The 23,704-nt window shown below is 58.7% G+C and carries 28 protein-coding genes, 1 tRNA gene and 1 pseudogene; 20 read left to right on the top strand and 10 right to left on the bottom strand.

Features of this window, described 5'->3' with window-relative positions; genetic code table 11:
• Positions 1 to 4: 4 nt before the first annotated feature.
• A complete protein-coding gene (ttcA, locus tag ACR0K1_RS13175) occupies positions 5 to 886 on the bottom strand; it encodes a tRNA 2-thiocytidine(32) synthetase TtcA (RefSeq protein WP_480850998.1) in 882 nt (293 codons plus the stop codon).
• Between the two features lie 109 nt (positions 887 to 995).
• Between ttcA and ACR0K1_RS13170 the strand changes: the two genes are divergently transcribed.
• A complete protein-coding gene (locus tag ACR0K1_RS13170) occupies positions 996 to 1,931 on the top strand; it encodes an alpha/beta fold hydrolase (protein ID WP_480617126.1) in 936 nt (311 codons plus the stop codon).
• A 6-nt stretch (positions 1,932 to 1,937) separates the two neighbouring features.
• On the opposite strand, the gene yidD is transcribed toward ACR0K1_RS13170, so the two are convergent.
• From yidD to rpmH, 3 genes are read right to left on the bottom strand one after another with little or no spacing between them, the layout of a single operon-like run.
• The gene (gene yidD / locus ACR0K1_RS13165) at positions 1,938 to 2,168 is read right to left on the bottom strand and encodes a membrane protein insertion efficiency factor YidD (RefSeq protein ID WP_480617125.1); all 231 of its coding nucleotides are present in this window, start codon (positions 2,166 to 2,168) and stop codon (positions 1,938 to 1,940) included.
• Positions 2,165 to 2,590, bottom strand: a complete 426-nt coding sequence (gene rnpA, locus ACR0K1_RS13160; protein ID WP_480617124.1) for a ribonuclease P protein component — start codon at positions 2,588 to 2,590, stop codon at positions 2,165 to 2,167. The genes yidD and rnpA overlap by 4 nt, the downstream gene beginning before the upstream one ends.
• A gap of 25 nt (positions 2,591 to 2,615) precedes the next feature.
• The gene (rpmH, locus tag ACR0K1_RS13155) at positions 2,616 to 2,750 is read right to left on the bottom strand and encodes a 50S ribosomal protein L34 (protein WP_005980833.1); all 135 of its coding nucleotides are present in this window, start codon (positions 2,748 to 2,750) and stop codon (positions 2,616 to 2,618) included.
• A gap of 269 nt (positions 2,751 to 3,019) precedes the next feature.
• Between rpmH and ACR0K1_RS13150 the strand changes: the two genes are divergently transcribed.
• From ACR0K1_RS13150 to ACR0K1_RS13135, 4 genes are all read left to right on the top strand, one after another.
• Positions 3,020 to 3,778, top strand: a complete 759-nt coding sequence (locus ACR0K1_RS13150; protein ID WP_480617123.1) for a TVP38/TMEM64 family protein — start codon at positions 3,020 to 3,022, stop codon at positions 3,776 to 3,778.
• A gap of 3 nt (positions 3,779 to 3,781) precedes the next feature.
• Positions 3,782 to 5,200 (top strand): dihydrolipoyl dehydrogenase family protein, encoded by a 1,419-nt coding sequence (locus ACR0K1_RS13145; protein WP_480617122.1) that lies wholly within the window; start codon positions 3,782 to 3,784, stop codon positions 5,198 to 5,200.
• 19 nt (positions 5,201 to 5,219) lie between these two features.
• Positions 5,220 to 6,602, top strand: a complete 1,383-nt coding sequence (locus tag ACR0K1_RS13140) for an ATP-binding protein (RefSeq protein WP_480617121.1) — start codon at positions 5,220 to 5,222, stop codon at positions 6,600 to 6,602.
• Positions 6,603 to 6,666: 64 nt separating this feature from the next.
• A tRNA-Arg gene (locus ACR0K1_RS13135) sits at positions 6,667 to 6,743 on the top strand.
• A gap of 113 nt (positions 6,744 to 6,856) precedes the next feature.
• On the opposite strand, the gene yghX is transcribed toward ACR0K1_RS13135, so the two are convergent.
• The 5 genes and pseudogenes from yghX to ACR0K1_RS13110 form a co-directional block, all read right to left on the bottom strand.
• On the bottom strand, positions 6,857 to 7,744 hold the full coding sequence (gene yghX, locus ACR0K1_RS13130; protein ID WP_480850994.1) for a YghX family hydrolase: 888 nt from the start codon (positions 7,742 to 7,744) through the stop codon (positions 6,857 to 6,859).
• 100 nt (positions 7,745 to 7,844) lie between these two features.
• Positions 7,845 to 8,459 (bottom strand): annotated as a pseudogene (locus ACR0K1_RS13125) (AMP-binding enzyme); the annotation flags it as partial.
• The gene (locus tag ACR0K1_RS13120; RefSeq protein WP_480850992.1) at positions 8,422 to 8,979 is read right to left on the bottom strand and encodes a malonyl-CoA decarboxylase N-terminal domain-containing protein; all 558 of its coding nucleotides are present in this window, start codon (positions 8,977 to 8,979) and stop codon (positions 8,422 to 8,424) included. The pseudogene ACR0K1_RS13125 and the gene ACR0K1_RS13120, both read right to left, overlap by 38 nt.
• Position 8,980: 1 nt before the next feature.
• Positions 8,981 to 9,646, bottom strand: a complete 666-nt coding sequence (locus ACR0K1_RS13115; RefSeq protein WP_480850990.1) for a GntR family transcriptional regulator — start codon at positions 9,644 to 9,646, stop codon at positions 8,981 to 8,983.
• A gap of 42 nt (positions 9,647 to 9,688) precedes the next feature.
• Positions 9,689 to 10,075, bottom strand: a complete 387-nt coding sequence (locus ACR0K1_RS13110; RefSeq protein ID WP_480850988.1) for a YciI family protein — start codon at positions 10,073 to 10,075, stop codon at positions 9,689 to 9,691.
• 84 nt (positions 10,076 to 10,159) lie between these two features.
• Here ACR0K1_RS13110 and ACR0K1_RS13105 point away from each other — a divergent pair, with 84 nt between their 5' ends.
• The 10 genes from ACR0K1_RS13105 to ACR0K1_RS13060 all read left to right on the top strand — a co-directional run bounded on the left by ACR0K1_RS13105 (position 10,160) and on the right by ACR0K1_RS13060 (position 18,371).
• Positions 10,160 to 11,044: a fumarylacetoacetate hydrolase family protein gene (locus ACR0K1_RS13105; RefSeq protein ID WP_480850986.1), complete on the top strand. Its 885-nt coding sequence runs from the start codon at positions 10,160 to 10,162 to the stop codon at positions 11,042 to 11,044.
• Complete coding sequence (locus tag ACR0K1_RS13100) at positions 11,041 to 11,706, top strand: malonic semialdehyde reductase (RefSeq protein WP_480850984.1); 666 nt, start codon at positions 11,041 to 11,043, stop codon at positions 11,704 to 11,706. The genes ACR0K1_RS13105 and ACR0K1_RS13100 overlap by 4 nt, the downstream gene beginning before the upstream one ends.
• A gap of 18 nt (positions 11,707 to 11,724) precedes the next feature.
• Positions 11,725 to 12,177, top strand: coding sequence for an OsmC family protein (locus ACR0K1_RS13095; RefSeq protein WP_480850982.1), 453 nt, complete (start codon positions 11,725 to 11,727; stop codon positions 12,175 to 12,177).
• Between the two features lie 37 nt (positions 12,178 to 12,214).
• Positions 12,215 to 13,288, top strand: coding sequence for a C4-dicarboxylate TRAP transporter substrate-binding protein (locus ACR0K1_RS13090; protein WP_480850980.1), 1,074 nt, complete (start codon positions 12,215 to 12,217; stop codon positions 13,286 to 13,288).
• 30 nt (positions 13,289 to 13,318) lie between these two features.
• Positions 13,319 to 13,870 (top strand): TRAP transporter small permease subunit, encoded by a 552-nt coding sequence (locus tag ACR0K1_RS13085; RefSeq protein WP_480850978.1) that lies wholly within the window; start codon positions 13,319 to 13,321, stop codon positions 13,868 to 13,870.
• Complete coding sequence (locus ACR0K1_RS13080; protein WP_480850976.1) at positions 13,867 to 15,171, top strand: TRAP transporter large permease; 1,305 nt, start codon at positions 13,867 to 13,869, stop codon at positions 15,169 to 15,171. The genes ACR0K1_RS13085 and ACR0K1_RS13080 overlap by 4 nt, the downstream gene beginning before the upstream one ends.
• Positions 15,172 to 15,181: 10 nt before the next feature.
• Positions 15,182 to 16,048, top strand: a complete 867-nt coding sequence (locus tag ACR0K1_RS13075; RefSeq protein WP_480850974.1) for a dioxygenase family protein — start codon at positions 15,182 to 15,184, stop codon at positions 16,046 to 16,048.
• 72 nt (positions 16,049 to 16,120) lie between these two features.
• Complete coding sequence (locus ACR0K1_RS13070) at positions 16,121 to 16,876, top strand: amidohydrolase family protein (protein ID WP_480850972.1); 756 nt, start codon at positions 16,121 to 16,123, stop codon at positions 16,874 to 16,876.
• A 68-nt stretch (positions 16,877 to 16,944) separates the two neighbouring features.
• Positions 16,945 to 17,250 (top strand): hypothetical protein, encoded by a 306-nt coding sequence (locus ACR0K1_RS13065; RefSeq protein WP_480850970.1) that lies wholly within the window; start codon positions 16,945 to 16,947, stop codon positions 17,248 to 17,250.
• A gap of 17 nt (positions 17,251 to 17,267) precedes the next feature.
• Positions 17,268 to 18,371, top strand: coding sequence for a cytochrome-c peroxidase (locus ACR0K1_RS13060; RefSeq protein WP_480850968.1), 1,104 nt, complete (start codon positions 17,268 to 17,270; stop codon positions 18,369 to 18,371).
• Between the two features lie 37 nt (positions 18,372 to 18,408).
• On the opposite strand, the gene ACR0K1_RS13055 is transcribed toward ACR0K1_RS13060, so the two are convergent.
• Complete coding sequence (locus ACR0K1_RS13055; RefSeq protein WP_480616513.1) at positions 18,409 to 19,155, bottom strand: IclR family transcriptional regulator; 747 nt, start codon at positions 19,153 to 19,155, stop codon at positions 18,409 to 18,411.
• Positions 19,156 to 19,371: 216 nt separating this feature from the next.
• On the opposite strand from ACR0K1_RS13055, the gene ACR0K1_RS13050 reads away from it, so the two are divergent.
• The 5 genes from ACR0K1_RS13050 (at position 19,372) to ACR0K1_RS13030 (ending at position 23,662) form a co-directional block, all read left to right on the top strand.
• A complete protein-coding gene (locus tag ACR0K1_RS13050; protein ID WP_480616512.1) occupies positions 19,372 to 20,208 on the top strand; it encodes a cyclase family protein in 837 nt (278 codons plus the stop codon).
• A gap of 61 nt (positions 20,209 to 20,269) precedes the next feature.
• The gene (locus tag ACR0K1_RS13045) at positions 20,270 to 20,614 is read left to right on the top strand and encodes a cupin domain-containing protein (RefSeq protein WP_480616511.1); all 345 of its coding nucleotides are present in this window, start codon (positions 20,270 to 20,272) and stop codon (positions 20,612 to 20,614) included.
• Between the two features lie 11 nt (positions 20,615 to 20,625).
• Entirely contained in the window at positions 20,626 to 21,411 is a 786-nt protein-coding gene (locus ACR0K1_RS13040) for an SDR family NAD(P)-dependent oxidoreductase (protein ID WP_480616510.1), read from the top strand.
• 3 nt (positions 21,412 to 21,414) lie between these two features.
• Complete coding sequence (locus ACR0K1_RS13035; protein ID WP_480850965.1) at positions 21,415 to 22,338, top strand: 3-hydroxyacyl-CoA dehydrogenase family protein; 924 nt, start codon at positions 21,415 to 21,417, stop codon at positions 22,336 to 22,338.
• Between the two features lie 43 nt (positions 22,339 to 22,381).
• Positions 22,382 to 23,662, top strand: coding sequence for an ABC transporter substrate-binding protein (locus ACR0K1_RS13030; protein WP_480616508.1), 1,281 nt, complete (start codon positions 22,382 to 22,384; stop codon positions 23,660 to 23,662).
• Positions 23,663 to 23,704: the final 42 nt, after the last annotated feature.

Raw genomic sequence — 23,704 nt, 5'->3', positions numbered from 1 at the left:
GTGGTTAACGCAGGCGCGGAATTTCTTCCAATTTTTCGTCTATTTCACCGGATTTCAGCGCAAGATTGGCGAAATCGAACAGTTTCGGGTCCAGCAGATGGGAGGGCCGCGCATTGGTAAGCGCGCGGAACATGACCTGCCGCCGTCCGGGGCTGTTCTTTTCCCACTGGTCGAGAATCTGTTTCACCTGTTGCCGCTGCAACCCGTCCTGACTGCCGCACAGATCGCAGGGGATGATGGGATAGTTCATCGCTTTGGCAAATTTCTCGCAATCGGCCTCGGCCACATGGGCCAGCGGGCGGTAGACGTACAAATCGCCCTCTTCATTCACCAGTTTCGGCGGCATGGTCGCCAGACGCCCGCCATGGAACAGGTTCATGAAGAATGTCTCGAGGATATCGTCGCGGTGATGGCCCAGAACCACCGCCGAACAGCCCTCTTCCCGCGCGATGCGATACAGGTTGCCCCGGCGCAGGCGCGAGCAGAGGGCGCAATAGGTCCGGCCCTGCGGGACCTTGTCCATGACGACCGAATAGGTGTCCTGATACTCGATGCGGTGGGGCACGCCCATCCGATCCAGAAATTCGGGCAGGACGGTGGCGGGAAAGCCGGGCTGGCCCTGATCCAGATTGCAGGCCAGCAGATCGACAGGCAGCAGGCCGCGCCATTTCAGTTCGTGCAGAACGGCCAGCAGGGTGTAGCTGTCCTTGCCGCCCGACAGGCAGACCAGCCAGCGGGGGGGCTTCCCATCATGGCGTTCGATCATCCCGTACTGCTCGATGGCTTCACGGGTCTGGCGCACGATGCGCTTGCGCAGCTTCTTGAACTCGGTGGTCGAGGGGGCGCCGGCAAACAGCGGGTGGATATCGTCTGCGTCATCAAACATGCGCCCGTGCGTACACCGAGCATTGCGCCCGGGCAAGGCTGAACGCAGCCGGTTTGGGGATGTGTGCCGGATGTGGTAGGAAGCCAGCATTTCAGGCAGGAGCGAATTCATGGACTATTTCTTTTCCGTCCGCGCCCGCAAGGGCGATCACTACTCGAACAAACTAGGCGCGGCGCGGTATCTGGCGATCCCCGGCACCGCGAAACAGCCCGCGCGAAGACACGAGGTCCGGGTCTCGGACTGGCTGCGCGATGTTCAGGCCGCGGCGGGCGCAACCGACGAGGACAAGGGGCATATCGTCGTGTTTGTCCACGGCTTCAACACCGAGCAGTTCGAGATGCTGGAACGCCACCGCAAAATCCGCAAAGGGCTTGAGGCGCACGGATTCAAGGGCGTCGTGATCAGCTATGACTGGCCCAGCGACGGGTCGGTTCTGGGCTATAACTCGGACCGAGCCGACGCGCGGCGGTCAGCCGACAAGCTGTTTGTGCACGGCATCAACCGGTTGTCGCGTATGCAGACGGCGGATTGCCGGTACAACATTCACGTGCTGGCGCATTCCATGGGCACCTATCTGGTGCGCGAAGCGATGGATTATGCCGATGACGACCACGCCACGGCCCAGACCAGCTGGACCGCCAGCCAGGTGGCCTTTGTGGCGGCGGACGTGTCGTCGAAATCCTTTCAGGACGGGAACCCCAAAACCTCTTCCCTGTTGCGTCGTAGCATACGACTGACCTGCTACTACAGCCCGTTTGACGAGGCGCTGTCGGTCTCGGAAATCAAACGTGTCGGGGTGTCGCGCCGGGCCGGGCGGGTCGGGTTGCCCGAGGATCGGGCGGACAAGGCCGTGAACCTGTATTGCGGCGCGTTCTACAAGAAGACCAAAGACAGCTATCCTGACGGGAAATCCGCCTCGCATAGCTGGTATTTCGACGCGCCCCGGTTCTACGAAGACCTGTATCACACCTTTATGGGCTCTCTGGACCGTGAGGTTATTCCGACCCGCGCACGCACGGATCGTGGCAATCTGGCGCTGGTCTGAGGCGGTTCAGTCCTTGCGATCCGGCACCGGATCATAGCCATCCCCGCCCCAGGGATGGCAGCGCCCGATGCGGCGGGCGGCGAGCCATGTGCCCTTTATAGCGCCGTGCTTTTCCAGCGCTTCCAGCGCAAAGGCGGAACATGTGGGCTGGTAGCGGCAATTGAACCCGACCCAGGGACTGAAGATTAGCCGATAGGCCCGGACGGGCAGGGCAAGGATATGGGCAAACGGCGTCATTTCCGGGCGCTGTGAACCTTGCGGAGCGCGTATTTCAGATCGTCCAGCAGGGCGTCAAAAGGGCGGGTTGCCGTGACTTCGGCCCGTCCGATCAGAACGTAATCCCAGCCGTCCCGCCCGTGCGCGGGCAAAACGGCCCGTGCTGCCTCGCGCAATCGTCGTTTGGCGCGGTTGCGGGCAACGGCATTGCCGACTTTCTTGGAACAGGTGAAGCCAACCCGAATACCGGGGGCCTCATCCGGTGCGCGTTTGCGGGCCTGCACCATCAACGAGGACGTGCCCTGCCTGCGCGCCCGCGCGGCTTTCAGGAAATCGGACCGTTTCCTGAGAACGGTCAGAGTATCAGGCACGCAAACGGACGCCGCCGGGGGCGTGTCCCCGGGGTGGTTCTTACCATCCTCAGGGGCCTCCGGCGGCGTCATGTTCATAACCTTATCGGTGAGCGGTTTACGCGCTCAGCGATTTGCGGCCACGTGCGCGGCGCGCGTTCAGGATTTTGCGGCCGGCCTTGGTGGCCATGCGCGCGCGGAAACCGTGGCGGCGTTTGCGAACCAGGTTCGAAGGCTGATAGGTGCGTTTCATCGCTCCGTCTCCAATCTATAGCGGTCGGGTGCGGCGCGGATTCGCCTGGCCCTAGTGTTCGAAGCCCGTCCTCTACTGCTAAGGGCAGGGTAAGTCAAACCCCAAGGTGGGGGTTTTGTCGCTATTTGCAACAATTCTGTAACCGACCGGCGAAAAGATTTCAGAATCCGGTGGTTCCGCACAGAAACGCTCACATTAACCGACACATGGATCAAGGCCGCGTGAAGCCTCTGTTGCTTGGCCGCCGGGCGGCGCATCTTGTGGAGAAGATGAAACTGACAAAGCCGGATGGCGACATGAGCGATACCACCCAGGCGCCGCGCAGCGGGGTTGCGCGGCATATTCCCTTGCTGATCATCCTGACGGTTGCCGCTGTCGGGTTCTTTACCCTTGGGGATTACCTGACTTTCGAGACCCTGCGCGACAACCGCGAGGCGTTGCTGGCCTGGCGTGACGGGCATTACTGGGCGATGGCGGCGGCTTTTGTCGGTATTTACATCGTGATCGTGGCCTTTTCCCTGCCGGGCGCGGCCGTTGCCTCGATGACCGGAGGGTTCCTGTTCGGCCTGTTCGCAGGCACTGTCTTTAACGTTTTTGCCGCCGCCATCGGCGCATCGGCGATCTTTCTGGCCGCGCGCTGGGGGTTGGGCGAGACACTGACCGCGCGGCTGGAATCCTCGGAAGGTACGGTCAAGAAGCTGAAAGACGGGCTGCGTGAGAATGAAATCTCGGTGCTGTTCCTGCTGCGCCTTGTACCGGTTGTGCCGTTCTTCGTGGCCAATCTGGTGCCCGCGCTGGTCGGGGTGAAGTTCCGCAATTTCCTGCTGACCACGGCGCTGGGCATCATTCCGGGCGGAATCGTCTATACATGGATTGGCGTGGGTCTGGGCGGCGTGTTTGATCGGGGCGAGACACCGGATGTCTCGCTGCTATGGGAGCCGTTCGTGATCGGCCCGATCCTTGGCTTGTGCCTTCTGGCGGCCTTGCCGATTGTGATCAAAGCCCTGCGCGGCAAAAAGGACAGCTGATCCATGACCGAACTGAAAACCGATATCCTGGTGATCGGAGCCGGGTCCGGAGGCCTGTCCGTCGCCGCCGGGGCCAGCCAGATGGGGGCCGATGTGGTCCTGCTGGAAGGCCACAAGATGGGCGGCGACTGCCTGAACTTCGGCTGTGTGCCGTCGAAAGCGCTGATCGCCAGCGGCAAGGCGGCATTTGGTCAGGCACATGCCTCGGCGCTTGGCGTGGCGGATGTGGTGCCCAAGGTCGATTATGTCGCCGCCAAGGACCACGTTCATGACGTCATCGCGCAGATCGAGCCGATGGACAGTCAGGAACGGTTCGAGGGCTTCGGCGTCAAGGTGATCCGGGAATACGGCAGCTTTGTCTCGCCCACGCAGGTGCAGGCGGGCGACACGCTGATCACTGCGCGCCGCGTGGTGATTGCAACCGGCTCGTCCCCTCTGGTGCCGCCGATCCCCGGTCTGGATCAGGTGCCCTTTTACACCAATGAGACGATCTTTGACCTGCGCGACAAGCCCGAGCATCTGCTGATCATCGGCGGCGGCCCCATCGGGATGGAGATGGCGCAGGCCCATATCCGGCTGGGCTGCAAGGTCACCGTGATCGAAGGCATGCAAGCGCTGGGCAAGGATGACCCCGAGGCTGCGGCGGTCGTTCTGGACACGCTGCGGGCCGAAGGTGTCGAGATCCACGAACAGGCCATGGTCGCCCAGATTCGCGGGTCCGAAGGCAAGGTCGAGGTCGTCACAGAAACCGGCCAGATTTACGCGGGTACGCACCTGCTGCTGGCGGCGGGGCGCAAGGCCAATACCGGCCGGCTGAACCTTGAGGCTGCCGGGATCGAACCCACGCGGACCGGCATCAAGGTCGATGAAACCCTGCGCACCACAAACCGCAAGGTCTACGCCATCGGCGATGTCGCGGGCGGTCTGCAATTCACCCATGTCGCGGGCTATCACGCGGGCATCATCATCCGCTCGGCCCTGTTCGGCCTGCCGTCCAAGGCCAAAACGGCCCATATCCCGTGGGCCACCTATACCGACCCCGAACTGGCCCAGGTCGGCCTGACCGAGGCGCAGGCCCGCGAACAGCACGGCGATAAGATGGAAATCGCACGATTTGATTATCACCACAATGACCGCGCGATTTCTGAGCGAAGAACGAAAGGCTTCATTAAGGTCATGGTCGTAAAAGGCCGGCCTGTGGGCGCGACAATCGTGGGTCATCAGGCGGGCGAACTGATCAACTTGTGGTCGCTGGCGCTGGCCAATAACCTGAAGATGGGCCAGATCGCCGCGATGGTTTCCCCATACCCGACGATCGGAGAGCTTAACAAACGTGTCGCGGGTGCTTATTTCTCGCCAAGGCTGTTTGAGAATCAAACGGTTAAACGAATGGTCAGGTTCGTCCAGCGCTGGATACCCTGACCGAAAAAGGGAGAGCAGAGTGAACTCGCTGTCAGGCCGATTTCTGATCCTGACCACGGTCTTCGTCATGTTGGCCGAGATTCTGATCTTTGTTCCTTCGATTGCGCGCTTTCGCGAGGATTTCCTGCTGAACCGGCTGGAACGCGCCCAGATCGCCTCGCTGGCGCTGCTGGCCGACGACATGCTGGCCGAAGACCTTGAGGCCGAACTGCTGGCCAATGCGGGCGTCTATAACGTCGTGCTGCGCCGGGACGAGGTCCGGCAACTGATGCTGTCGTCACCCATCCCCGAGCAGATCACCAAAACCTATGACCTGCGCGACGCAGGCCCCTGGGTGCTGATCCGCGACGCGATGATCCGGCTCTGGACACCTGAAAACGAGGTGATCCGCGTGATCGGCGAACCGGTCAAAGGCGCAGGCCTTCTGATCGAAGTGACCACCGACAGCATGCCCTTGCGCATGGCGATGACCGACTACGGGCTGCGCATTCTGGGGCTGTCCTTTGTCATCTCGATCATCACGGCGTTTTTCCTGTTTCTGGCCGTGCGGGTGGTGCTGGTGAAGCCGATCAAAGGCGTTGTGGGCTATATGCAGCGCTATGCAAGCGCGCCCGAGGATGCGCGGGGCATCATCTCTCCCAATTCCAAAGTGACCGAACTGCGTGAGGCGGAAGAGGCGCTGCAGCAATTGCAGACCGACCTGACCCAGGTTCTGAAACAGCGGGAGCGTCTGGCGCAACTGGGCGGCGCAGTGGCCAAGGTCAGCCATGACCTGCGCAACATCCTGACCTCGGCCCAGTTGTTCACCGACAGGATCGAGGCCAGCGATGACCCGCTGGTCCGGCGTATGGCACCCAAACTGGTCAACTCGATCACGCGCGCGGTGTCTTTGTGCGAAAGCACGCTGGCCTTTGGCCGCGCCGAGGAACCCGCGCCGACGCTGACCATGGTGCGCCTGCGCGACATTGCCGAGGACGTGGCCGCCAATGAACGGCTCGCTCTGGCCGATGCCTGCGTCGAAATCGAAAACGAACTGCCCGAGGATCTGGTGGCCCGCGCCGATCCGGAACAGATGTTCCGGGTGATCATGAATCTGGTGCGCAATGCTCGGCAGGCGCTGGTTGCTTCGGGCAAACCCGGGCGCATCACCATCGCGGGCTGCGAGTATGAAAACAGCTGGTGCATCGAAATCCGCGACACCGGCCCCGGCCTGCCCCCCAAGGCACGCGAGAACCTGTTCACCCCGTTTCAGGGCGGCGTGCGCAAGGGAGGGTCCGGGCTGGGGCTGGCAATCTCGCAGGAACTTGTCCGCGGGCATGGCGGTGATCTGCTGCTGAAAGACACCGGCCCCGAGGGAACCACCTTTGAAATAAGACTACCGCGCGGGGACGTGACTTTTTGAAGATTTTTTACAGAATCGGCTTGCACGTCCCCGGCCCCGGGTCTACATAGCGCCTCACCAACGCGGACCGATAGCTCAGCTGGATAGAGTACTTGACTACGAATCAAGGGGTCGGGGGTTCGAATCCTCCTCGGTCCGCCACTTTGGTGCTTCACTAAATTCGGAATGATCGGGCTTAACAATCCTTGGTCGCAGTGAGTCCCGGGCTGGAAGACGCGCCGCAAATGCAGCACTGACTTCGCAGCCCACTCCACCTACTTCAGATATCTGTTGAACCAATCAATTGTGCGGTCCCAGGCGAGATTTGCCATCTCTTCATCATAACGGGGTGTGCTGTCATTGTGAAAGCCGTGGTTGGCGTTTTCGTAGATATAGGCCTCGTAGACCTTATCGTTGGCCTGCAGAGCGGCCTCGAAATCCGGCCAGCCTGCGTTGATGCGTTCATCAAGCTCTCCCATCTGAATCAGTAGAGGCGCCTGAATTTTGGCCACATCCTCAGCGGCAGGCTGACGACCATAGAACGGCACACCGGCGGCCAGTTCGGGATAGGCCACGGCAATTGCACTGACCACGCCGCCGCCATAGCAGAAACCAACCGCGCCGACCTTGCCTGTGCAGTCTTCCCGATTCAGCAGGTATTCGAAACAATTGAAGAAATCGTTCATCAACGCGACCCGGTCCACTGTCTTTTGCAGTTCGCGCCCGTCGGCGTCGTTACCGGGGTATCCGCCCACCGAGGTCAGGCCGTCGGGGGCCAGAGCCATGAACCCGGCTTTCGCCAACCTGCGCGCGACGTCCTCGATATAGGGATTCAGGCCCCGGTTTTCGTGGATCACCAGCACTCCGGGCAGGGGGTCGTCCTCGCCCGCCGGCCGGACCAGATAGCCCCGGACATCGCCGGTTCCATTCGGTGAAGGGTAGGTAATGTAGTCCGCGTGGATACCGGGATCGTTGAAGGAAACCTGCTGAGCAAGGGCATAGTTCGGGCTTAGCATGTTCAGCAACGCGACGGCCGACAAGCCGCCGACTGCGAATTTGCCTGCCCGGTCCAGGAATTGGCGCTTGGTGATTTTGCCATGCGCGTAAAAGTCGTACAGGTCCAAAAGCTCCTGGTCGAAATCTCTGGCTGTCATGCGGGTCATAGTGAATCTCCTGTTGAGTTTGGTTGTCCGAAAGGTGGGGTAGTATCCGGTCCAAGGGTCCTTGTTTGATTGAGGGTCCCGGCACGTCTTTTAAGACACTTCAAGTGGCGTATCCTTTTTGTGCGTGCTGTTCGCGCAGCACATTCTTTTGAACTTTTCCCATTGTATTGCGCGGCAGTTCCGGGACGAGTTCGTAGCGGCGCGGATGTTTGAAGCGCGACAGCTTGTCTTTGACAGTCCTCGCGATCTGTTCCTTGTCAGGTTGCGCGCCGGGCTCGGCCACCAGAGTGGCAATGATTGCTTCGCCAAACTCGGTGTCGGGAACGCCGAACACCGCCGATTCCAGGATACCATCAATGTCGTTCAGGACATCTTCAATTTCTTTGGGGTAGACGTTGTAACCACCGGTGATGATCAGGTCTTTGGACCGGCCTACAATCAACAGGTGGCCATCCCGACGGTATCGGCCCAGATCGCCGGTGATGAAGTACCCTTTCTCTCGCAACTCTTCGGCGGTTTTCTCGGGCATCTGCCAATAGCCTTGGAACACGTTGGGGCCGCGGACTTCGATCATTCCGACCTCGCCCCGGGGCAGCGGTTCTCCGGTATCCGGGTGTGTCACGATCACCTCGATGCCGGGCAGGGCCATACCGACAGTTTCCGCGCGACGGTCGCCACTATAGGGGTTGGAGGTGTTCATGTTCGTCTCGGGCAGGGGTATCCCAACTGATTTGTTTAAGGACAAGAAACCCCCGATTGAACCAGCTTCGCAATAAGTGAACGAAATCAATATCGGTGCGTTGGAGTTCGGGGTTGGACTTGAGGAAGCGCAACAGGTCCACGCGCATGGCCACAACTGCCTGCGTCGCACCTGAGGGTTGATTCAGCCGCCGCAACAGCTCTTGCCGTCTGGGTTCGGCGACTTCACTAAGCTTTTGATATAAATCCACGCTCTGATCTTCGGCATAAAGGCGCGCTGTTTCAGAAAGTTGGCCCGCATCCAGCTCAAGCTGGTCATTCAAATAGGCAAAGAACTCCAGCTTCTCGGGATCGCTCAAGGTCTGGTAGCGATCCAAAATCGTGGACGCGAGCGTGAAGCCCGATACTTCGCCTTCGGCGGACAAAAGTGCCTCACACAGCTCTGCAATGGATCGATTGTCTTCTTTGCCGCGCCTTTTTCCGGGACGGTCGAACAGCTGAGTCAGCAGATCGCCCAGAAACCAGTTCCGCTGCATCTCAAGGCTCCATCTGACGGCTCAGGTACTCACCCGTTCGGCGGTAGTGATCCAGCAAGTGCCGCGTCGCGCTGTCCGTGTCGCGGTCCAATGCGGCGTCCAGAATTTGCTGATGTTCGGCCGCGATATCGCGCTTTTTGTAAGTTGGCCCCCCCGCTGCCAGATAGCGGTAGCGGATGTTCAGGTCGTAAAGCTGGGAACAATACCGCAACAGCAACGGCAGTTTCGCGTTTTCCAGCAAAGCCATGTGAAACGCTTTGTGGGCGTCTTCAAAGTCAGGTGCCCCTTTCAGGCCGGCCTTTTTCATATGGTGATGACGCAGAACCAGCCTGTCCTCCCAGGCGCCATCCGCATTGGCGATCGAGGCGCGCAGCGCGGTTTCCTCGAGGTTGCATCGCAGCAACAGGATTTCTTCGAAGTTGCACTTGCTGACCGGCGCGGCCCTGAACCCACGCTGATCGATCCGCTCGACCAGCATATCTGACGTCAAAAGGCTCAGAGCCTCGCGCACCGGGCTTGCGCCGGTGTCCAGCAACCCACGGAGCTGTTCGATCTTCAGCTTCTGTCCAGGGGGCAACTCGCCCGTCAGGATCATATCGCGCAGCCGTCGATACGCACCATGAGTGGCTGATGTTTCCTTGCCCTCGGTATCAAGCATGGCGTCCATATCCGGCTGTTCCTTTTCGAATGCGCAAACTTACGGGTGCTTTTAGCTGAGGGCACTCGTTCCAGTCGACAGTCCGACCGATAGGTTCAGCGAGCCTTCGTTGATCATCCAGCGCCGAAGCACAAAACTGCGCGCACCGCTTTTGTGCATCGGGTCGCCCTCGGCCAGTTTTCGGGCGGCCTCAAGACTGTCGGCGCGATAGATAATCAGGCCCACCCCCTGCATATGCTCGCCGGTTTCGTCCGACATTGGGCCTGCAAAAGCCAAATGCCCCGAACGTTCGAGCTGTGCCTGATAGGCCAAATGATCGGGAAGTGACGCCTTTACATCTTCGGGTGCTTTGGCGGGTGTGCTGTGGGCAACGTAAAGCTCCAACGCAAGCGCGCCACGGGTTTTTGCCTCTGATTTGTATTCTGCCCAAGCAACCATCTGCGCCCTCCAAAAATATCGATATTATTTGACATATTGCAAAATAGTCGGCAAAAATCAAGCGAACTGACATGGATGGTGAAAATGAAATACCTGGTGGGAGAGACTTCGGAAGGCACTGCGGTTTTTGCTGTGACTGGCAAAAACGCAGTGAATCTAACGGCTTTGGACGCGGGCGTTGGCAGCGATCTGATGGGTCTGATTGCCAATCCGGGGCTGGGCGACTCAATGGCCGACAATATCTCTGCAGCCGAAGCCGTGCCAGTTTCGGCTATCACGCCGGCTTTGCCGATAGCGGCCCCCGGCACCATCATCTGCATGGGATTGAATTACACCGACCACATCAAGGAAGGCGGATACGACATTCCCGAGTATCCAACGCTGTTCATGCGCGGGAAGAACTCGATCATGGCGGCTGGCAAACCGATGGTACGACCGGCGGTTTCCGAGCATTTCGACTACGAAGCGGAGCTGATGTTGATTGTCGGCAAACGCGGTCGCCATATCCCAGAGGAGGACGCGCTTGACTATGTATTTGGCTATACCGTTTTCAACGATGGGTCGGTGCGGGACTATCAGCGCAAAACGGTGCAATGGACGCCGGGCAAGAATTTTGACGACACAGGCGCAATCGGCCCGTTCACGGTGACTCAGGACGAGTTGCCCGAAGGTGCTGCGGGCCTGAAGATCGAAAGCCGCGTTGGTGATGAGGTTCTGCAAAGTTCAAATACCGCCAACATGATCTGGGGCGTGCGTCAGGTGATCGCGACAATTTCCGAATTCATGACCCTTGAGCCGGGCGATCTGATTGCATTGGGAACGCCGCCGGGTGTGGGTCACGCCAAAAAACCCGATCCACGATGGTTAAAGCCGGGCGAAGTCGTTGAGGTCGAGATCGAAGGTATCGGCATCTGTGCCAGCCCGATTGTCGATGAAAAAGATACCAGATCGAAGGTGGCCGCAGAATGAGCGCACCGACCGGGGCAGAACTGGACGCACTTCGCGCCAAGGCGCAGCAAGATCATCGCGATCTGCGCGAACGCATTCCACGGCTGTCGGATGACGCGATTGCGTTGATCCTGCGCGAGTCCAGATCGCACTACGCCTGGACGAACAAGCCGGTCTCCAACGAATTGCTTGAAGAGATCTATGACATCACGATCAACGGCGCGACCAGCATGAACACGCTGCCCGCCCGTTTCGTTTTCGTGACAAGCGCCGAAGGCAAAGACCGGCTTGCCAAGTCGTTGAAGCCAAAGAACGTGCCAAAAATGATGGACGCACCGGTCACGGCCATCATTGCCTATGACATGGAGTTCTGGAAGGAACTGCCCTTTCTTTTCCCGCACGAAGATCGTCGGCCATTGTTCGAAAACAATCCCGACTATGTGGCCGACACTGCGTTTCGGAACGGCACGCTTCAGGGCGCTTACTTCATGATCGCGGCCCGGGCCGTCGGGTTGGACGTTGGCGCCATGTCAGGCTTTTCGAACCAGATCGTAGACGAGGAATTCTTTGCGGGCACGACGCTCAGGTCCAACTTTCTTTGCAATCTGGGCTATGCGGATGAAACCGGTCTGTTCCACAAACTGCCGCGTTTTCCGTTCGAAAGGGTGTGCTCTTATGCGTAAGGAGGCGACGCCGTGGCCATGAAAGTGAAACCTGTCGTGACGTACCGGACGACAGCCCGGTGCCCGACACATGCGCGTACCGAGATTCCCATCCGCGATCTGGACGTGGTTATCGACGAACCCGTCGAACGGGGTGGAACAAATCTTGGTCCGTCTCCGACAGAAACCGCAATGGCGGCCCTGATCGCCTGCACCAACGTCATCGGGCACAAGAACGCGCGCCGGTTGGGAATTGATCTTGGCGCGGTGACCATCGACGCGAAGTGCAGGCTGGATCGGCGCGGTGTCCTGATGGAGGAGGAGATCGATGTTCCGTTTCCCGAAATTGAACTCACCGTGAATTGCGAAACGCCCGCCAGTCAGGAGGAGCTGACACGCGTGGGCGAAGAGACAGCCAGGTATTGCGCCATCGCAAAACTGTTCGAAGCGGCAGGCACCGACCTGACCGTCAACTGGGTCAAAACAAACTAGTGGAATTCGAAAGACCCATCTTTCTGGGAGGAGAGAAATGAAAAACTGGACCAAGCACAGTCTTATAGGTGCTGCTCTGGCAAGCGTTATGGCTTTGCCCGTTGCAGCAGAAGAAACCATTTCCGCAGTCGTGATCGATGGTTATCCGGACCGGGCTTTGTGGGTGAAGGAATTCACCAACTTTTTCATCCCCGAAGTGGACAAGCGGCTGGCCGAGTCCGGTAACTACAAGATGAACTGGCAAGAGAACTATGGCGGGTCGATCGTCAAGCCGAAGGGCGTTCTGGAAGGGATCCAGCTTGGCCTTGGCGACATTGGCATCGTCACAACCATCTTCCATTCTTCGAAACTGCCCAGCCAGGGTATTTCGGGCTCGACGCCTTTCGTGGCATCGGACTCGCGTGCGGTGGCTAAAGCCGTGGATGAAATCGCGCGCGAATATCCGGCGATGCAAAATGAGTTTGCCGCGCAGAACCAGGTCTATCTGGCAACGGGTGTCGTTCTCGATACCTATCAGGTTTTCTGTACAGAACCGGTTTCGACCGTTTCTGATCTGGAAGGCCGAAAAGTGGCAGGGGCCGGACTGAATCTTCGGTATCTTGAAGGCATCAAGGACGCGGCCGGGGTTCGTGGCGGTCTGACCGATTTCTACAATATGCTGCAAACCGGCCTGGTCGATTGTGCGATGCTCTGGCCCGAAGCGGCCAAGACCTTCAAGATTGCCGAGGTGGCGCCGTATATGCTCAAAGCTGACCTGGGGGCCGTGAATTCCAAGACGATCACGGTGAATTCTGACTATTGGGCAAAGCTGCCGGATGAAGTCAAAGGCGTTCTGCAGGCCGTCGCCATCGACTACCGTGATCATGTGGCGGGCATTGCCATGGATCGCGCAGCGGCTTCGAGGGACGCGTATACCGAAGCCGGCGGGACGATTGTCGAAGTATCGGACGAAGATCGCGCGGCTTGGGCCAACGCAATGCCGAATGTCGCGCAGGAATGGGCGGCCACGCTGAATGAGAACGGTGAACAAGGCGACGCGATACTGGCCGCCTATCTCGGCAAGCTGCAGGACGCCGGTTTTACCGGAGTGCGTGACTGGACGGCCGAGTAACCCTCTGGCGATCCACGAAAGGGGCCTTTCATGGTGAAGACCGCAGTTGCTGGCCTGTCGCGGGTCGCCAATTCGCTTGCCATCGCCGCCAACGCCTTGGGTACGCTCGTGGTGCTTGCGCTGGTAGTCATTCTGAATGTCGATGTCATTGCACGCGGTCTGTTTTCGGCCCCTCTGCGCGGGACCTATGAAATGGTGCAGTTTTCGGTCGTGATGATCGTTTTTCTGCAATTGGCGGACGTGGTCAGAGTGGACCGGCTGACGCGCTCGGACGGGTTCCTGAACCTGCTGCACCATCGCCGCCCCGGCCTGACAGCCAATCTGAGGCGCATCATCAACGCCATCTCGGCAATCTTCATGGGTCTGATAGCCTATGTGACCTTTCCCGAGTTCCTGCACATGTGGGAGACGCAGGATTACTTCGGAGTGCCCGGTCTTTTCACACTGCCATGGTGGCCGGTCAAACTGGTCATCGCGTGCGGCACGGCGCTGGCCTGCGTGATCTTCCTGCTCAAGGTCGTCACGGCGCAGGATCGTCCGCATCTTGTCCGCACCCCCGAACATGACGAGGCCGCCGAATGACGCCGATTGAGATTGGCCTGATCTCGGTCATCGCCATCGTCTTTCTGATCTACGCGGGCGTTTACATTCCGATTGCTCTGGGCGTGGTCTCGTTCGTGTCCATCTGGCTGATGCGGGACAATTTCACGCTGGCGCTGAACCTGTTGAAAGTGGCGGTCGGCGACAGCGCGATGGAATACAGTTTCGCGACCATTCCCCTGTTTACCTTCATGGGACTCATCGTTTCAAAGGCCGGGTTGGGCAGGGACATTTACGAAGTCATGACCATGCGGTTTCGCAAAGTCAAAGGCGGTATCGGAATGGCAACGGTCGGGGCCAACGCCGTCTTTGCCGCCGTTACCGGGTCGTCAATTGCATCCGCATCGGTGTTCACCAAGGTCTCGGTTCCGCAGATGATGGCGCAGGCCTACAATCCGCGCTTTGCTGTTGGCGTTGTAGCCGGGTCTTCGGTTCTAGGCATGATCATCCCGCCTTCGGCCATGCTGATCATATACTCGTTTGTCGCGGAACAATCCGTTGGGGACATGTTCCTTGCTGGGGTTATTCCGGGGATTATGCTGGCAATTGCTTATGTCGGCGCGATTTGGGTCATGGGGCGGTTCACACCGGCTTTCGTCGGTGGCCGGATCGTCGAAGACACCGAATGGATGTCCGGGCGCGAGATCGCATCCAAAACCCTGCCGACCCTGTTCATCATCACCGTGGTGCTCGGTGGCATTTACACGGGCTGGCTAACCGCAGTCGAGGCAGGTGCCGCCGGCGCGCTGGTTGCGCTGATCATCGCCGTGGTGCGCAAGTCGATGACGCCGCGCGCATTCTGGGATGCGTTGCTGGAAACCGGCCACATCACGGCTGCGATCCTGTTCCTGATCACAGCAGCTTCGATCTACAGCCGCATGCTCGGCCTTGCGGGGCTACCCAATCAGTTGCAGGATTTGCTGGCAGGGAATTCCGCGTCCTTCTGGTCGATCATGCTGCTCTATGTCTTGCTGATGCTGTTTCTGGGAACATTGCTGGACACGGCCTCGATCATTCTGATCGTCGTTCCGTTGTTCCTGCCGATGGCCGAAGCCCTTGATATGTCACTGATCTGGTTCGGGATCATCACTGTGGTCGGGGCCGAAATCGGGCTTCTGACGCCACCGTTGGGCATATCCTGCTTCGTCATCAAATCCACGATCAACGATGACCGCATATCGCTCAAGGACGTGTTCATGGGCGCGCTTCCCTTTGCGTTTGTGATGCTGATCGTCCTGTTCATTCTGATCGAGTTCCCGATCCTCAGCCTTGCCCTGATCTAAGGAGGCCAAGATGCGCTCTGTCACCAAAGACAACATTACCGACGTGTTCATGGGATACCTGTCCAAGGACACCGATCCGCGGATGCGTGAAATCATGGGGTCTCTGGTCAGGCATCTCCATGACTTCGCCCGGGAAACCAACCTGACGCATGACGAATGGCGCGCCGGTATTGCGTTTCTGGAGGGGTGTGCGGCTGTGGAGACCGAGGACCGGCATGAATTCGTGCTGGCCTCGGACGTGTTGGGGCTTTCATCGCTGGTCGACATGCTCCATTCAAGCGCAGACGCCACAAGCTCGTCCGTTCTTGGGCCTTTCCACGTGTCCGGCGCGCCGCCTCTGCCATTCGGTGGCGATATGAAACGCCACTACGGTGGGCCAATACTGCTTGCCGAGGGCGTCATTCGGGATCCCGAGGGCAATCCGATTGCGGGCGCCGAACTCGATATCTGGCAAACGGCCCCAAATGGCCTCTATGCCAGTCAGGATGAAGAACAGGACACCTATTCGTTTCACGGCCTGATGACCACCGGCGATGACGGGAAATATGCCTTCACTACCGTCAAGCCTGTTGAATACACCGTGCCGTCAGACGGGCCTGTCGGGGATATCCTGCGCGCCTGTGGCCGTCATCCCTGGCGACCGTCGCACCTGCACTATATCGTCAAGGCCACCGGCTACAGGTCTCTGGTGACCGAGATATTCCCAGACGACGATCCCTATCTGGATCAGGATACAGTGTTTGGCGTTCGCGATGATCTGGTGATGACCTATGTTGAAAAGCCTGCGTCAGAATTCCCCGGTGGTATGGAACTTTCCGGCAAGATCACCGAACCATTCCTGCATGTGAATTTTGATGTCACACTCGCCCGGGTCTGAATTTGGTTGAGGACACTCGATATGCTGAAATTTCTTGTTCCCATGGCAATATCGATGTTCGGAACTGCGGCCTTGGCCGACGAACGGCCGATCTTCGATGCCCATATTCACTACAGCCATGATGCCGTGGAACTGGTTCCACCCGAACAAGTCGCCAAAATCCTGCGGGACGCGGGTGTGCGGAAAACCCTGGTTTCCAGCTCGGATGACAATGGGACTCAGTTGCTGTTGGCCGCTGCGCCGGACATCGTTGTTCCCGCACTTCGCCCTTACCGTCGACGCGGCGAGATCAATAGCTGGATGCACGATGAAACGGTGATCGATTATCTGGAAGCAAATCTGGCAAAGAACGAATACGAGGCCATTGGCGAATTCCACGCTTATGGGGACGATATCAAAACACCGGTCATCCAGCATATGATCGCCTTGGCGAAGGAGCGGAACCTGATTCTGCACCACCATGGCGATCGGGAAGCTGTTGACCTGATTTTCCAGACCTGGCCCGGGGCTCGGGTATTGTGGGCCCATTCCGGCTTTGACGACCCGGCCAGCGTGGTCGATGCCTTGGACACCTATCCCGGGCTCTGGGCCGATCTGGCGTTCCGCTCCGATATGGTTTCTCGCGGTCGTATCGACCCGGAGTGGAAAGCTGCGTTCGAAGCGCACCCGGATCGTTTCATGGTCGGTACGGATACATTCGCGCCGGAGCGGTGGTACTACGTCGGCCCGCATGCTGAATTTTCACGCGACTGGCTGGATTTGTTGCCAAATCAGATCGCTGACAACATCGCATACGCCAACGCAGAACGTATGCTGGCGACAGAATGATCCGCTGGGTTGTTTCGTTTCTGGTCTCATCCGGCGCGGCCATAGCTTGTGAGCCAACGGGGCAACCTATGAGTTCGGACACTCAAAACGCACCCGAGCTGCGCGTGGCCGTTGATGAAATCCCATTGGCCCAACCGTTTTCCATTCTGATTTCCATCTGCGCTGAAACTGCGGTGAGTGAAATGCGTGTCGATGCGGTCATGCCGGCGCATCAACATGGGATGAACTACACGCCCAAGGTCACTGCAATGGGCGACGGAATGTTTCGTGTCGATGACATGCTGTTCCACATGCCGGGGTCGTGGGAACTGCAAGTGGACATCGGTTTTGACGGGCAACTGGTCTCCTACACGTCTGACATCGTGCTGAAATGAGGGTGTGGGTGACAGCCGTGTTCGTGGTCCTGACGGGTGCAGCACGAGCCGAGGTTCTGTTGTCCGAAGACGAAATCCAACAAACACTGTCCTTCGGGCCTTGGCCACCACCCGTCCAGTCGGATCCAAGCAACCGGGTTTCGAACGATCTAAATGCGATAGCGCTTGGCGCGGCCTTGTTCAGAGATCCGGTGTTATCAGTCGACGGGGCTTTTTCTTGCGCAAGCTGTCATGATCCTGAACAGGCCTTCACCACGCCGCAAGCGCGGGCGCAAGGCCGTGTCCTGCTGAATCGGAACACACCATCACTGCGGAACCTTGCTGGCCTGCGCTGGTACGGATGGGGTGGCAAGAGTGACAATCTTTGGGCCGCCAGCCTGCATCCGATCATCGAAGAGGATGAGATGGCGCATACCGCAGCGAGTCTGAAGGCAGCCATTTCCGAGAGCGCGTATGTTGATGATTTCGAGGCTATTTTTGGCGATTTTCGACGTCAGGAACCGGAACTGGTGTTGGTAAACACTGCCAAAACTCTGTCGGCCTATTTGGAAACGCTGACAACCGGGCAGACACAATTCGACGACTTCCGGGACGCACTGGAACGCCGCGATCTGGCAGTGGCCGCGACCTACCCCGAAGCTGCCCAGCGAGGTCTTCAGCTGTTCTTGGGGCGCGGAAATTGTGTATTTTGCCACAACGGTCCGAGGTTTTCCAACAACGAGTTTCACGACGCTGGTGTGCCTTATTTTCTGAGTGAAACCGAAGTCGACGAAGGGCGGTTCGGTGGATTGAACCTTCTACTCTCCAGCGGTTACACACTGGACGGCGACTGGAATGACGATCCGGACAAGAAAGGCGCTTGGGCGGTTCGCAGTATGCGCAGAAACCATTCTGACTTTGGAACCTTTCGGACGCCCAGTCTGCGGGGTGTCGCCGAAACCGGGCCATACATGCATGACGGCAGTTTGATCGACCTGGACGCGGTGATCAGGCACTACAGTGAGATTGATACGGAAAGGCTGCACGCTGATGGCGAAGCCATTCTCTCGGAATTGAATTTGTCCGAGCAGGAGATCGCAGACTTGGTTGCATTTTTAGAGACATTGTCAAAGGGGCCGTAACTCAAGGCGCCATCGAATTCATGCCTCTTTTGCCCGCTCACTGAAAGGTTTGATGGATATTGGCGGCTGTCTCAAGCAGCGCTTTTTCAATCGTTGCTTTTTGCCTTGAGAACCGCGTCGTTGGCACCGGAATCGAGATCGCGTGCAAATCCCCAACCCAGTCGACGAAAGAAAACCCGATTGCCGATACACCGGCAGAATGCTCGTCTAAATCATAGGCAAGGCCCTGTTCGCGGATCACCGCGAGTTCAGACAGGAACTCATCCAAACTTCTCTGGATGCCATTCCGTTCCCATTCGTTCTGAATGAGTTTGGTCGCCTCGTCTTGACCGAGTTGTGCAAGACACGCTTTGCCATTTGCGGTGGTGGTCAACGGAAAAACCTCGCCGACTTGCGAGACCGTGGTCAATCGGTAGACACCCGGAACCTGATCCAGAAAAACCATGCCGATGCCGCGCATGACCGCGAGGTCTGTGGTTTCGCCGGTCTTCTGGGTCAGCTCCGTCAAAAGCAGTCGGCAATGTTCGACGATGTTGTAGTGAGCTGCGCCCGCGAGCACGCTCAGTTCAGGGCCGAGCCGCAACCCGCTGCCATTCGCGTCGGCAATAACAAGCTTTTCCTCCGCAAGGGCGCTTGTGATTCTCTGTACCGTAGAGCGGGGCAAGCCGACGCGTTCGGCGATTTTCCCCAAGCTCATTCCGGATTGGCTTTCTTTCAATACGCGCAGAATCGAAGCTGCCCGTGAAATTACCTGAATCCCGCCTTTTTCATTTCTTTCAGACACTTATATCACCCTCGCACTTCCTGTTACCGCCCTATGCCGGTGCCGAGTACTTGGTCACATTGTATCGCTATGCGGTGCAAGTCAACCGTATTGTGAGTTTTAAGTTGACCGCATTGCGGTGCGTATGCATCATGATACGGGACAGGAGGGGAGGTCCCCCGGACAGTTGAAAATCGAACACCGCCGCGTCGTCGGCGAACAAAGGAGATATGCCCAATGGTTGAAATCCGCGGCATCGAGTTCCAGGGCAACACCGACAACGACATGGGGCTGGAGTTCTACAACCTGAGCCACAGATACGGGTTTCAATGCCCCAACTGGCCGTACTTCAAGGACGTCCAGATCGACCGGAAACACTATATGGCCAAGTCCGGCGTCCTGTCGCAGACGATTACCACGACCATGCACGTGACGACGCATATCGACGCGCCGGCGCATGTTGTTCAGGGAACGCCGTTCATCGACGAGGTTCCGCTGCCGCATTTCTTCGGCTCGGGTCTGGTGGTTTCCGTGCCCAAAAGGAAATGGGAGCAAATCACAGGGGATGATCTGGAAAAGGCCTGCGGCCACGCCATCCGCAGGGGCGACGTTCTGATCATCAACACCGGCTGGCACAAGCAGTACGAAGATGGCGACTACTTCGCTTATTGCCCGGGTCTTGTTCCGTCGGCTGCTGAGTGGATGATCGAGAAGGGCGTGAAAGTCGTCGGCCACGACACTCAGGCAAACGACCACCCTTTGGCCACGGCCATCGGGCCGCAGCGGAACGGTCCGATCCTGCCGCATCTTGAGAAAGAGTACCTTGAATGGTCGGGCGGAACCCCGTGGGAGGTTGACTTCCCCGAGTGGGAGCCTGTGCACAACATGCTGTTCTCCAAAGGTATTCTGGGCATTGAAAATGTCGGCGGGGATCTGGACGCGGTGACCGGCAAGCGCTGCACGTTCGCGTTCTTCCCGTGGAACTGGGACCGTGGCGACGGCTGCATCATCCGGTTGGTCGCCATGGTCGACAAGACCCAATCCTACCGCATCGAAGCGGGTGAAGAATTCTGAACACACACGGACCGGTCGCCGGTTCGCTGGCGGCCGCCATTAACCTTTGGCGGAGACGGACATGTATCTGAAGCGGTTTCAAGACGCCTTACCCTACGAAGCACCGAACCACTTCGGATGCCACGGGCTTCGTTTGCAGGGGTTCGAGGAAGGCGGGCCGACAAATCAATGGGTCGGCTTCAGCCAGTTCCTGCCGGGCGGCGGTGCCGGGCCGGATTCCACGCCGTTCGAGAAAGTCTACGTCGTTCTGGAGGGCGAGATGACCGTCATCGTCGATGGCAGCGAAACCACTCTTGGACCCATGGACAGTTGCACGATCGCGCCGGGCGAAATGCGCAAAATTGAAAACCGCGCGAACCACGTCTGCAAGATGCTGGTTGTCATTCCTTATCCGCCAGAAAGCTGAGGACGAAAAGAATGTCTGATCCACTCAAGATGTTCGACGTGAAAGACAACGTCGCATTGATCACCGGCGCATCCGGCGCGTTTGGCATGGTTGCTGCGCGCGTTCTGGCTGGCGCTGGGTGCAATCTGGTTCTGGCCGCAGGCAATAAGGACGCGCTGGATGAAATTGCCAAAGAGTGTGAAGCGCTTGGTGCAACCGTCGTTGCGGTGAATGCACGCCCGTCCGACGAAGCATCCTGTGGTGCCCTGGTCGACGACGCCGTCGATAATTTTGGCAAGCTCGATATTCTCGTTGTCGCGTCCGGCATGAACAAAGTCGCGCCGATCAACGAAATGGCACCGGAAACTTTCGATGCGGTGATGGACGCCAACGTGAACCAAAGCTGGTTGTTGGCGCGCGCGGCGGCGGCGCAGATGAAGCAAAGCGCATACGGCAAGATTATCTTCGTCAGTTCCGCGCGCAGTATCCTTGGCCATCCTGCCGGTTACACCGCCTATTGCGCCTCAAAGGCCGCCGTGAACGGGATCACCAAAGCCTTGGGGTGCGAGTTGGGTCCGACAGGGATTACCGTCAACGCGATTGCACCGACGGTGTTTCGCTCGCCCCTGACTGCCTGGATGTTTGAAGAAACTAACGAGGCAAAAGCAGTGCGCGACGGCTTCCTGACCCGGGTTCCCAAGGGGCGGCTGGGTGAGCCGGAAGACCTTGCCGGGCCTCTGCTGTTTCTCGCATCGCGGGCATCCGATTTTTACACCGGGCATATCCTGCATGCCGACGGCGGATATACGGCGGGTTAACGGATGGTGCGCAAGAAGCAGCAGATGGCGGTAATTGGCGCGGGCCTTATGGGGCACGGCATTGCCCTGACTTTGGCAAAAGCGGGCCAGTACGTCGCCATCACGGACCCCTTTGAAAAGGCGCGGGCCACCGTGCCAGATCGCATCCGCGCCAGCATGGTTGCGATGGGGGATGACGAGGTCACAATCACAAAAACCCTCAAGATGATTGAGATTTTTGCGACAACGGAAGGTGCGGTACGAAACGCTGACGCCGTGTTCGAAGCCGCACCCGAAAAACTGGAGCTCAAGCAAGCGATTTTTGCTGAGATCGAGGCGCACGCGTCAGAGACCTGCATACTCGCGTCCAATACCTCGGTCATGCCGATCACTCAGATCATGTCCGGCTTGCGGCTGAGAAACCGGGCGCTTGGAACGCATTGGTGGAACCCGCCGCATATGATTCCGCTGGTCGAGGTCATCAAGACCGAGTGGACAGACCCCGGGGTCGCGCAGGAGATGTTCGATCTGTTGAAGGATGCCGGCAAAACTCCGGTGATGGTCGAAAAGGACGTGCCCGGCTTTATCGGTAATCGCCTTCAGCATGCGCTGTGGCGTGAAGCGGTCAGTCTGGTGGAAAACGGGATCTGTGACGCGGAGGCCGTCGATACCGTGATCAAGTCCAGCTTTGGACGGCGGCTGGCGGTGCTGGGGCCATTGGAGAACGCGGATCTGGTCGGCACCGACCTGACCCTCGACATCCACGAAAACGTGCTGCACGATCTTGAGGCGCAAAAAGGCCCGTCAACCTATCTCAGGTCGCTTGTCGATGCGGGCAAGCTGGGCATGAAGTCCGGCGAAGGGTTCAGGAAATGGGCCGAGGGCGAGGCAGACAAGGTTCGCCAGCGCGTCGCGACACATCTGAAAAATCTCGAGAAGACTTTGTAAGATCAATCAAACACCGGCGGGAGGCCGGTGAAGGGAGGACGCAATGACAAGGACTTTCAAATCGGCCACAAGGCGCAGTTTCATCGCCGGGGCAACGGCGGCGATTGCGGCTCCGGCGATCCTCCGGGCGACGCGCGCTTACGCCGCGAACCCGACACTGCGGATCGGCAATGTCAGCCCGCGCACCGGGCCGCTGGCGGGTTTCGCTGAGGCTGACGAATACGTGCTTCAGGCCATTCAGCAGGTCTTTTCGGCTGGCCTGGACAACAATGGAAAGACCTGGAATGTCGAGATCATCTCGAAAGACAGCCAGTCCAACCCCAACCGCGCGGCAGAGGTCGCCGCCGACCTGATCCTGGGGGATGAGGTCGATATCATCGTCGCGGCATCGACTCCGGACACGGTGAACCCGGTCGCAGATCAGGCCGAAATCAATGAGGTCCCCTGCATCACGACCGACTGCCCGTGGCAGCCCTATTTCTTTGGCCGCAACGGTGTTCCGGGTGAGGGGTTTGAGACGACCTATCACTTCTTCTGGGGCCTTGAGGATGTGATCGCGGCCTTCCTCGACATGTGGGACAAAACCGGCGTGACCAAGACCGTGGGCGGTCTATTCCCCAACGATGCTGACGGCAATGCCTGGGGTGACGCGGAACTGGGGCTGCCAAAGCCATTGGCTGCCGCCGGATACACGCTCACCGATCCCGGCCGCTATCAGCCGTTGTCCGACGATTTTTCCAACCAGATCGCAGCGTTCAAGGCCGCTGGCTGTGAAATCGTCACCGGCAACATGATCCCGCCGGATTTCGCGACGTTCTGGAGTCAGGCGGCCCAGCAAGGGTTCAATCCGAAGGTCGTGACAATTGGCAAAGCGCTGCTGTTCCCGTCCGTCATTGACTCGCTGGGCGACCGTGGCGACGGGTTGTCGACCGAGGTCTGGTGGTCTCCGCACCATCCGTTCTCGTCCTCGCTGACCGGCATTTCCTCGAAAGACCTGGCCGAAGGCTATACGGCTGAGTCTGGTCGTCCGTGGACCCAACCGCTTGGCTTCAAGCATGCGCTGTTCGAGGTGGTCGCGGATGTCATCAAGCGGGCCGAAGATCTGGAGGACCCGTCTGCGATCATTTCGGCGATCACCTCCACCAACCTGAACACGATCGTCGGTCCGGTGAACTGGGGTGATGGGCCGATGAACAACGTCACCAAAACGCCCCTCGTCGGCGGTCAGTGGCAGAAATCCGGCGACGCGTACGAGTTGCAGATCGTTGCAAACAGCACCGCGCCCGAGGTTCCGGTAACGGCAGATATGAAACTGCTGGGCTGAGCAGACGTTCGGCGCTGATCATGGCGCCGAACCCCCCATCCG

This window comes from Ruegeria sp. F5 (genome assembly GCF_056533845.1).
Note: the sequence above shows the minus strand (reverse complement) of the source record. Positions and strands in the feature narration are given on the sequence as shown.

Coding starts and splice junctions, on each gene's coding strand:
- ttcA (WP_480850998.1), bottom strand. CDS start 886: ATGTTTGATGACGCAGACGATATCCACCCGCTGTTTGCCGGCGCCCCC.
- ACR0K1_RS13170 (WP_480617126.1), top strand. CDS start 996: ATGGACTATTTCTTTTCCGTCCGCGCCCGCAAGGGCGATCACTACTCG.
- yidD (WP_480617125.1), bottom strand. CDS start 2,168: ATGACGCCGTTTGCCCATATCCTTGCCCTGCCCGTCCGGGCCTATCGG.
- rnpA (WP_480617124.1), bottom strand. CDS start 2,590: ATGACGCCGCCGGAGGCCCCTGAGGATGGTAAGAACCACCCCGGGGAC.
- rpmH (WP_005980833.1), bottom strand. CDS start 2,750: ATGAAACGCACCTATCAGCCTTCGAACCTGGTTCGCAAACGCCGCCAC.
- ACR0K1_RS13150 (WP_480617123.1), top strand. CDS start 3,020: ATGAAACTGACAAAGCCGGATGGCGACATGAGCGATACCACCCAGGCG.
- ACR0K1_RS13145 (WP_480617122.1), top strand. CDS start 3,782: ATGACCGAACTGAAAACCGATATCCTGGTGATCGGAGCCGGGTCCGGA.
- yghX (WP_480850994.1), bottom strand. CDS start 7,744: ATGACCCGCATGACAGCCAGAGATTTCGACCAGGAGCTTTTGGACCTG.
- ACR0K1_RS13120 (WP_480850992.1), bottom strand. CDS start 8,979: ATGCAGCGGAACTGGTTTCTGGGCGATCTGCTGACTCAGCTGTTCGAC.
- ACR0K1_RS13115 (WP_480850990.1), bottom strand. CDS start 9,646: ATGGACGCCATGCTTGATACCGAGGGCAAGGAAACATCAGCCACTCAT.
- ACR0K1_RS13110 (WP_480850988.1), bottom strand. CDS start 10,075: ATGGTTGCTTGGGCAGAATACAAATCAGAGGCAAAAACCCGTGGCGCG.
- ACR0K1_RS13105 (WP_480850986.1), top strand. CDS start 10,160: ATGAAATACCTGGTGGGAGAGACTTCGGAAGGCACTGCGGTTTTTGCT.
- ACR0K1_RS13100 (WP_480850984.1), top strand. CDS start 11,041: ATGAGCGCACCGACCGGGGCAGAACTGGACGCACTTCGCGCCAAGGCG.
- ACR0K1_RS13095 (WP_480850982.1), top strand. CDS start 11,725: ATGAAAGTGAAACCTGTCGTGACGTACCGGACGACAGCCCGGTGCCCG.
- ACR0K1_RS13090 (WP_480850980.1), top strand. CDS start 12,215: ATGAAAAACTGGACCAAGCACAGTCTTATAGGTGCTGCTCTGGCAAGC.
- ACR0K1_RS13085 (WP_480850978.1), top strand. CDS start 13,319: ATGGTGAAGACCGCAGTTGCTGGCCTGTCGCGGGTCGCCAATTCGCTT.
- ACR0K1_RS13080 (WP_480850976.1), top strand. CDS start 13,867: ATGACGCCGATTGAGATTGGCCTGATCTCGGTCATCGCCATCGTCTTT.
- ACR0K1_RS13075 (WP_480850974.1), top strand. CDS start 15,182: ATGCGCTCTGTCACCAAAGACAACATTACCGACGTGTTCATGGGATAC.
- ACR0K1_RS13065 (WP_480850970.1), top strand. CDS start 16,945: ATGAGTTCGGACACTCAAAACGCACCCGAGCTGCGCGTGGCCGTTGAT.
- ACR0K1_RS13050 (WP_480616512.1), top strand. CDS start 19,372: ATGGTTGAAATCCGCGGCATCGAGTTCCAGGGCAACACCGACAACGAC.
- ACR0K1_RS13045 (WP_480616511.1), top strand. CDS start 20,270: ATGTATCTGAAGCGGTTTCAAGACGCCTTACCCTACGAAGCACCGAAC.
- ACR0K1_RS13040 (WP_480616510.1), top strand. CDS start 20,626: ATGTCTGATCCACTCAAGATGTTCGACGTGAAAGACAACGTCGCATTG.
- ACR0K1_RS13035 (WP_480850965.1), top strand. CDS start 21,415: ATGGTGCGCAAGAAGCAGCAGATGGCGGTAATTGGCGCGGGCCTTATG.
- ACR0K1_RS13030 (WP_480616508.1), top strand. CDS start 22,382: ATGACAAGGACTTTCAAATCGGCCACAAGGCGCAGTTTCATCGCCGGG.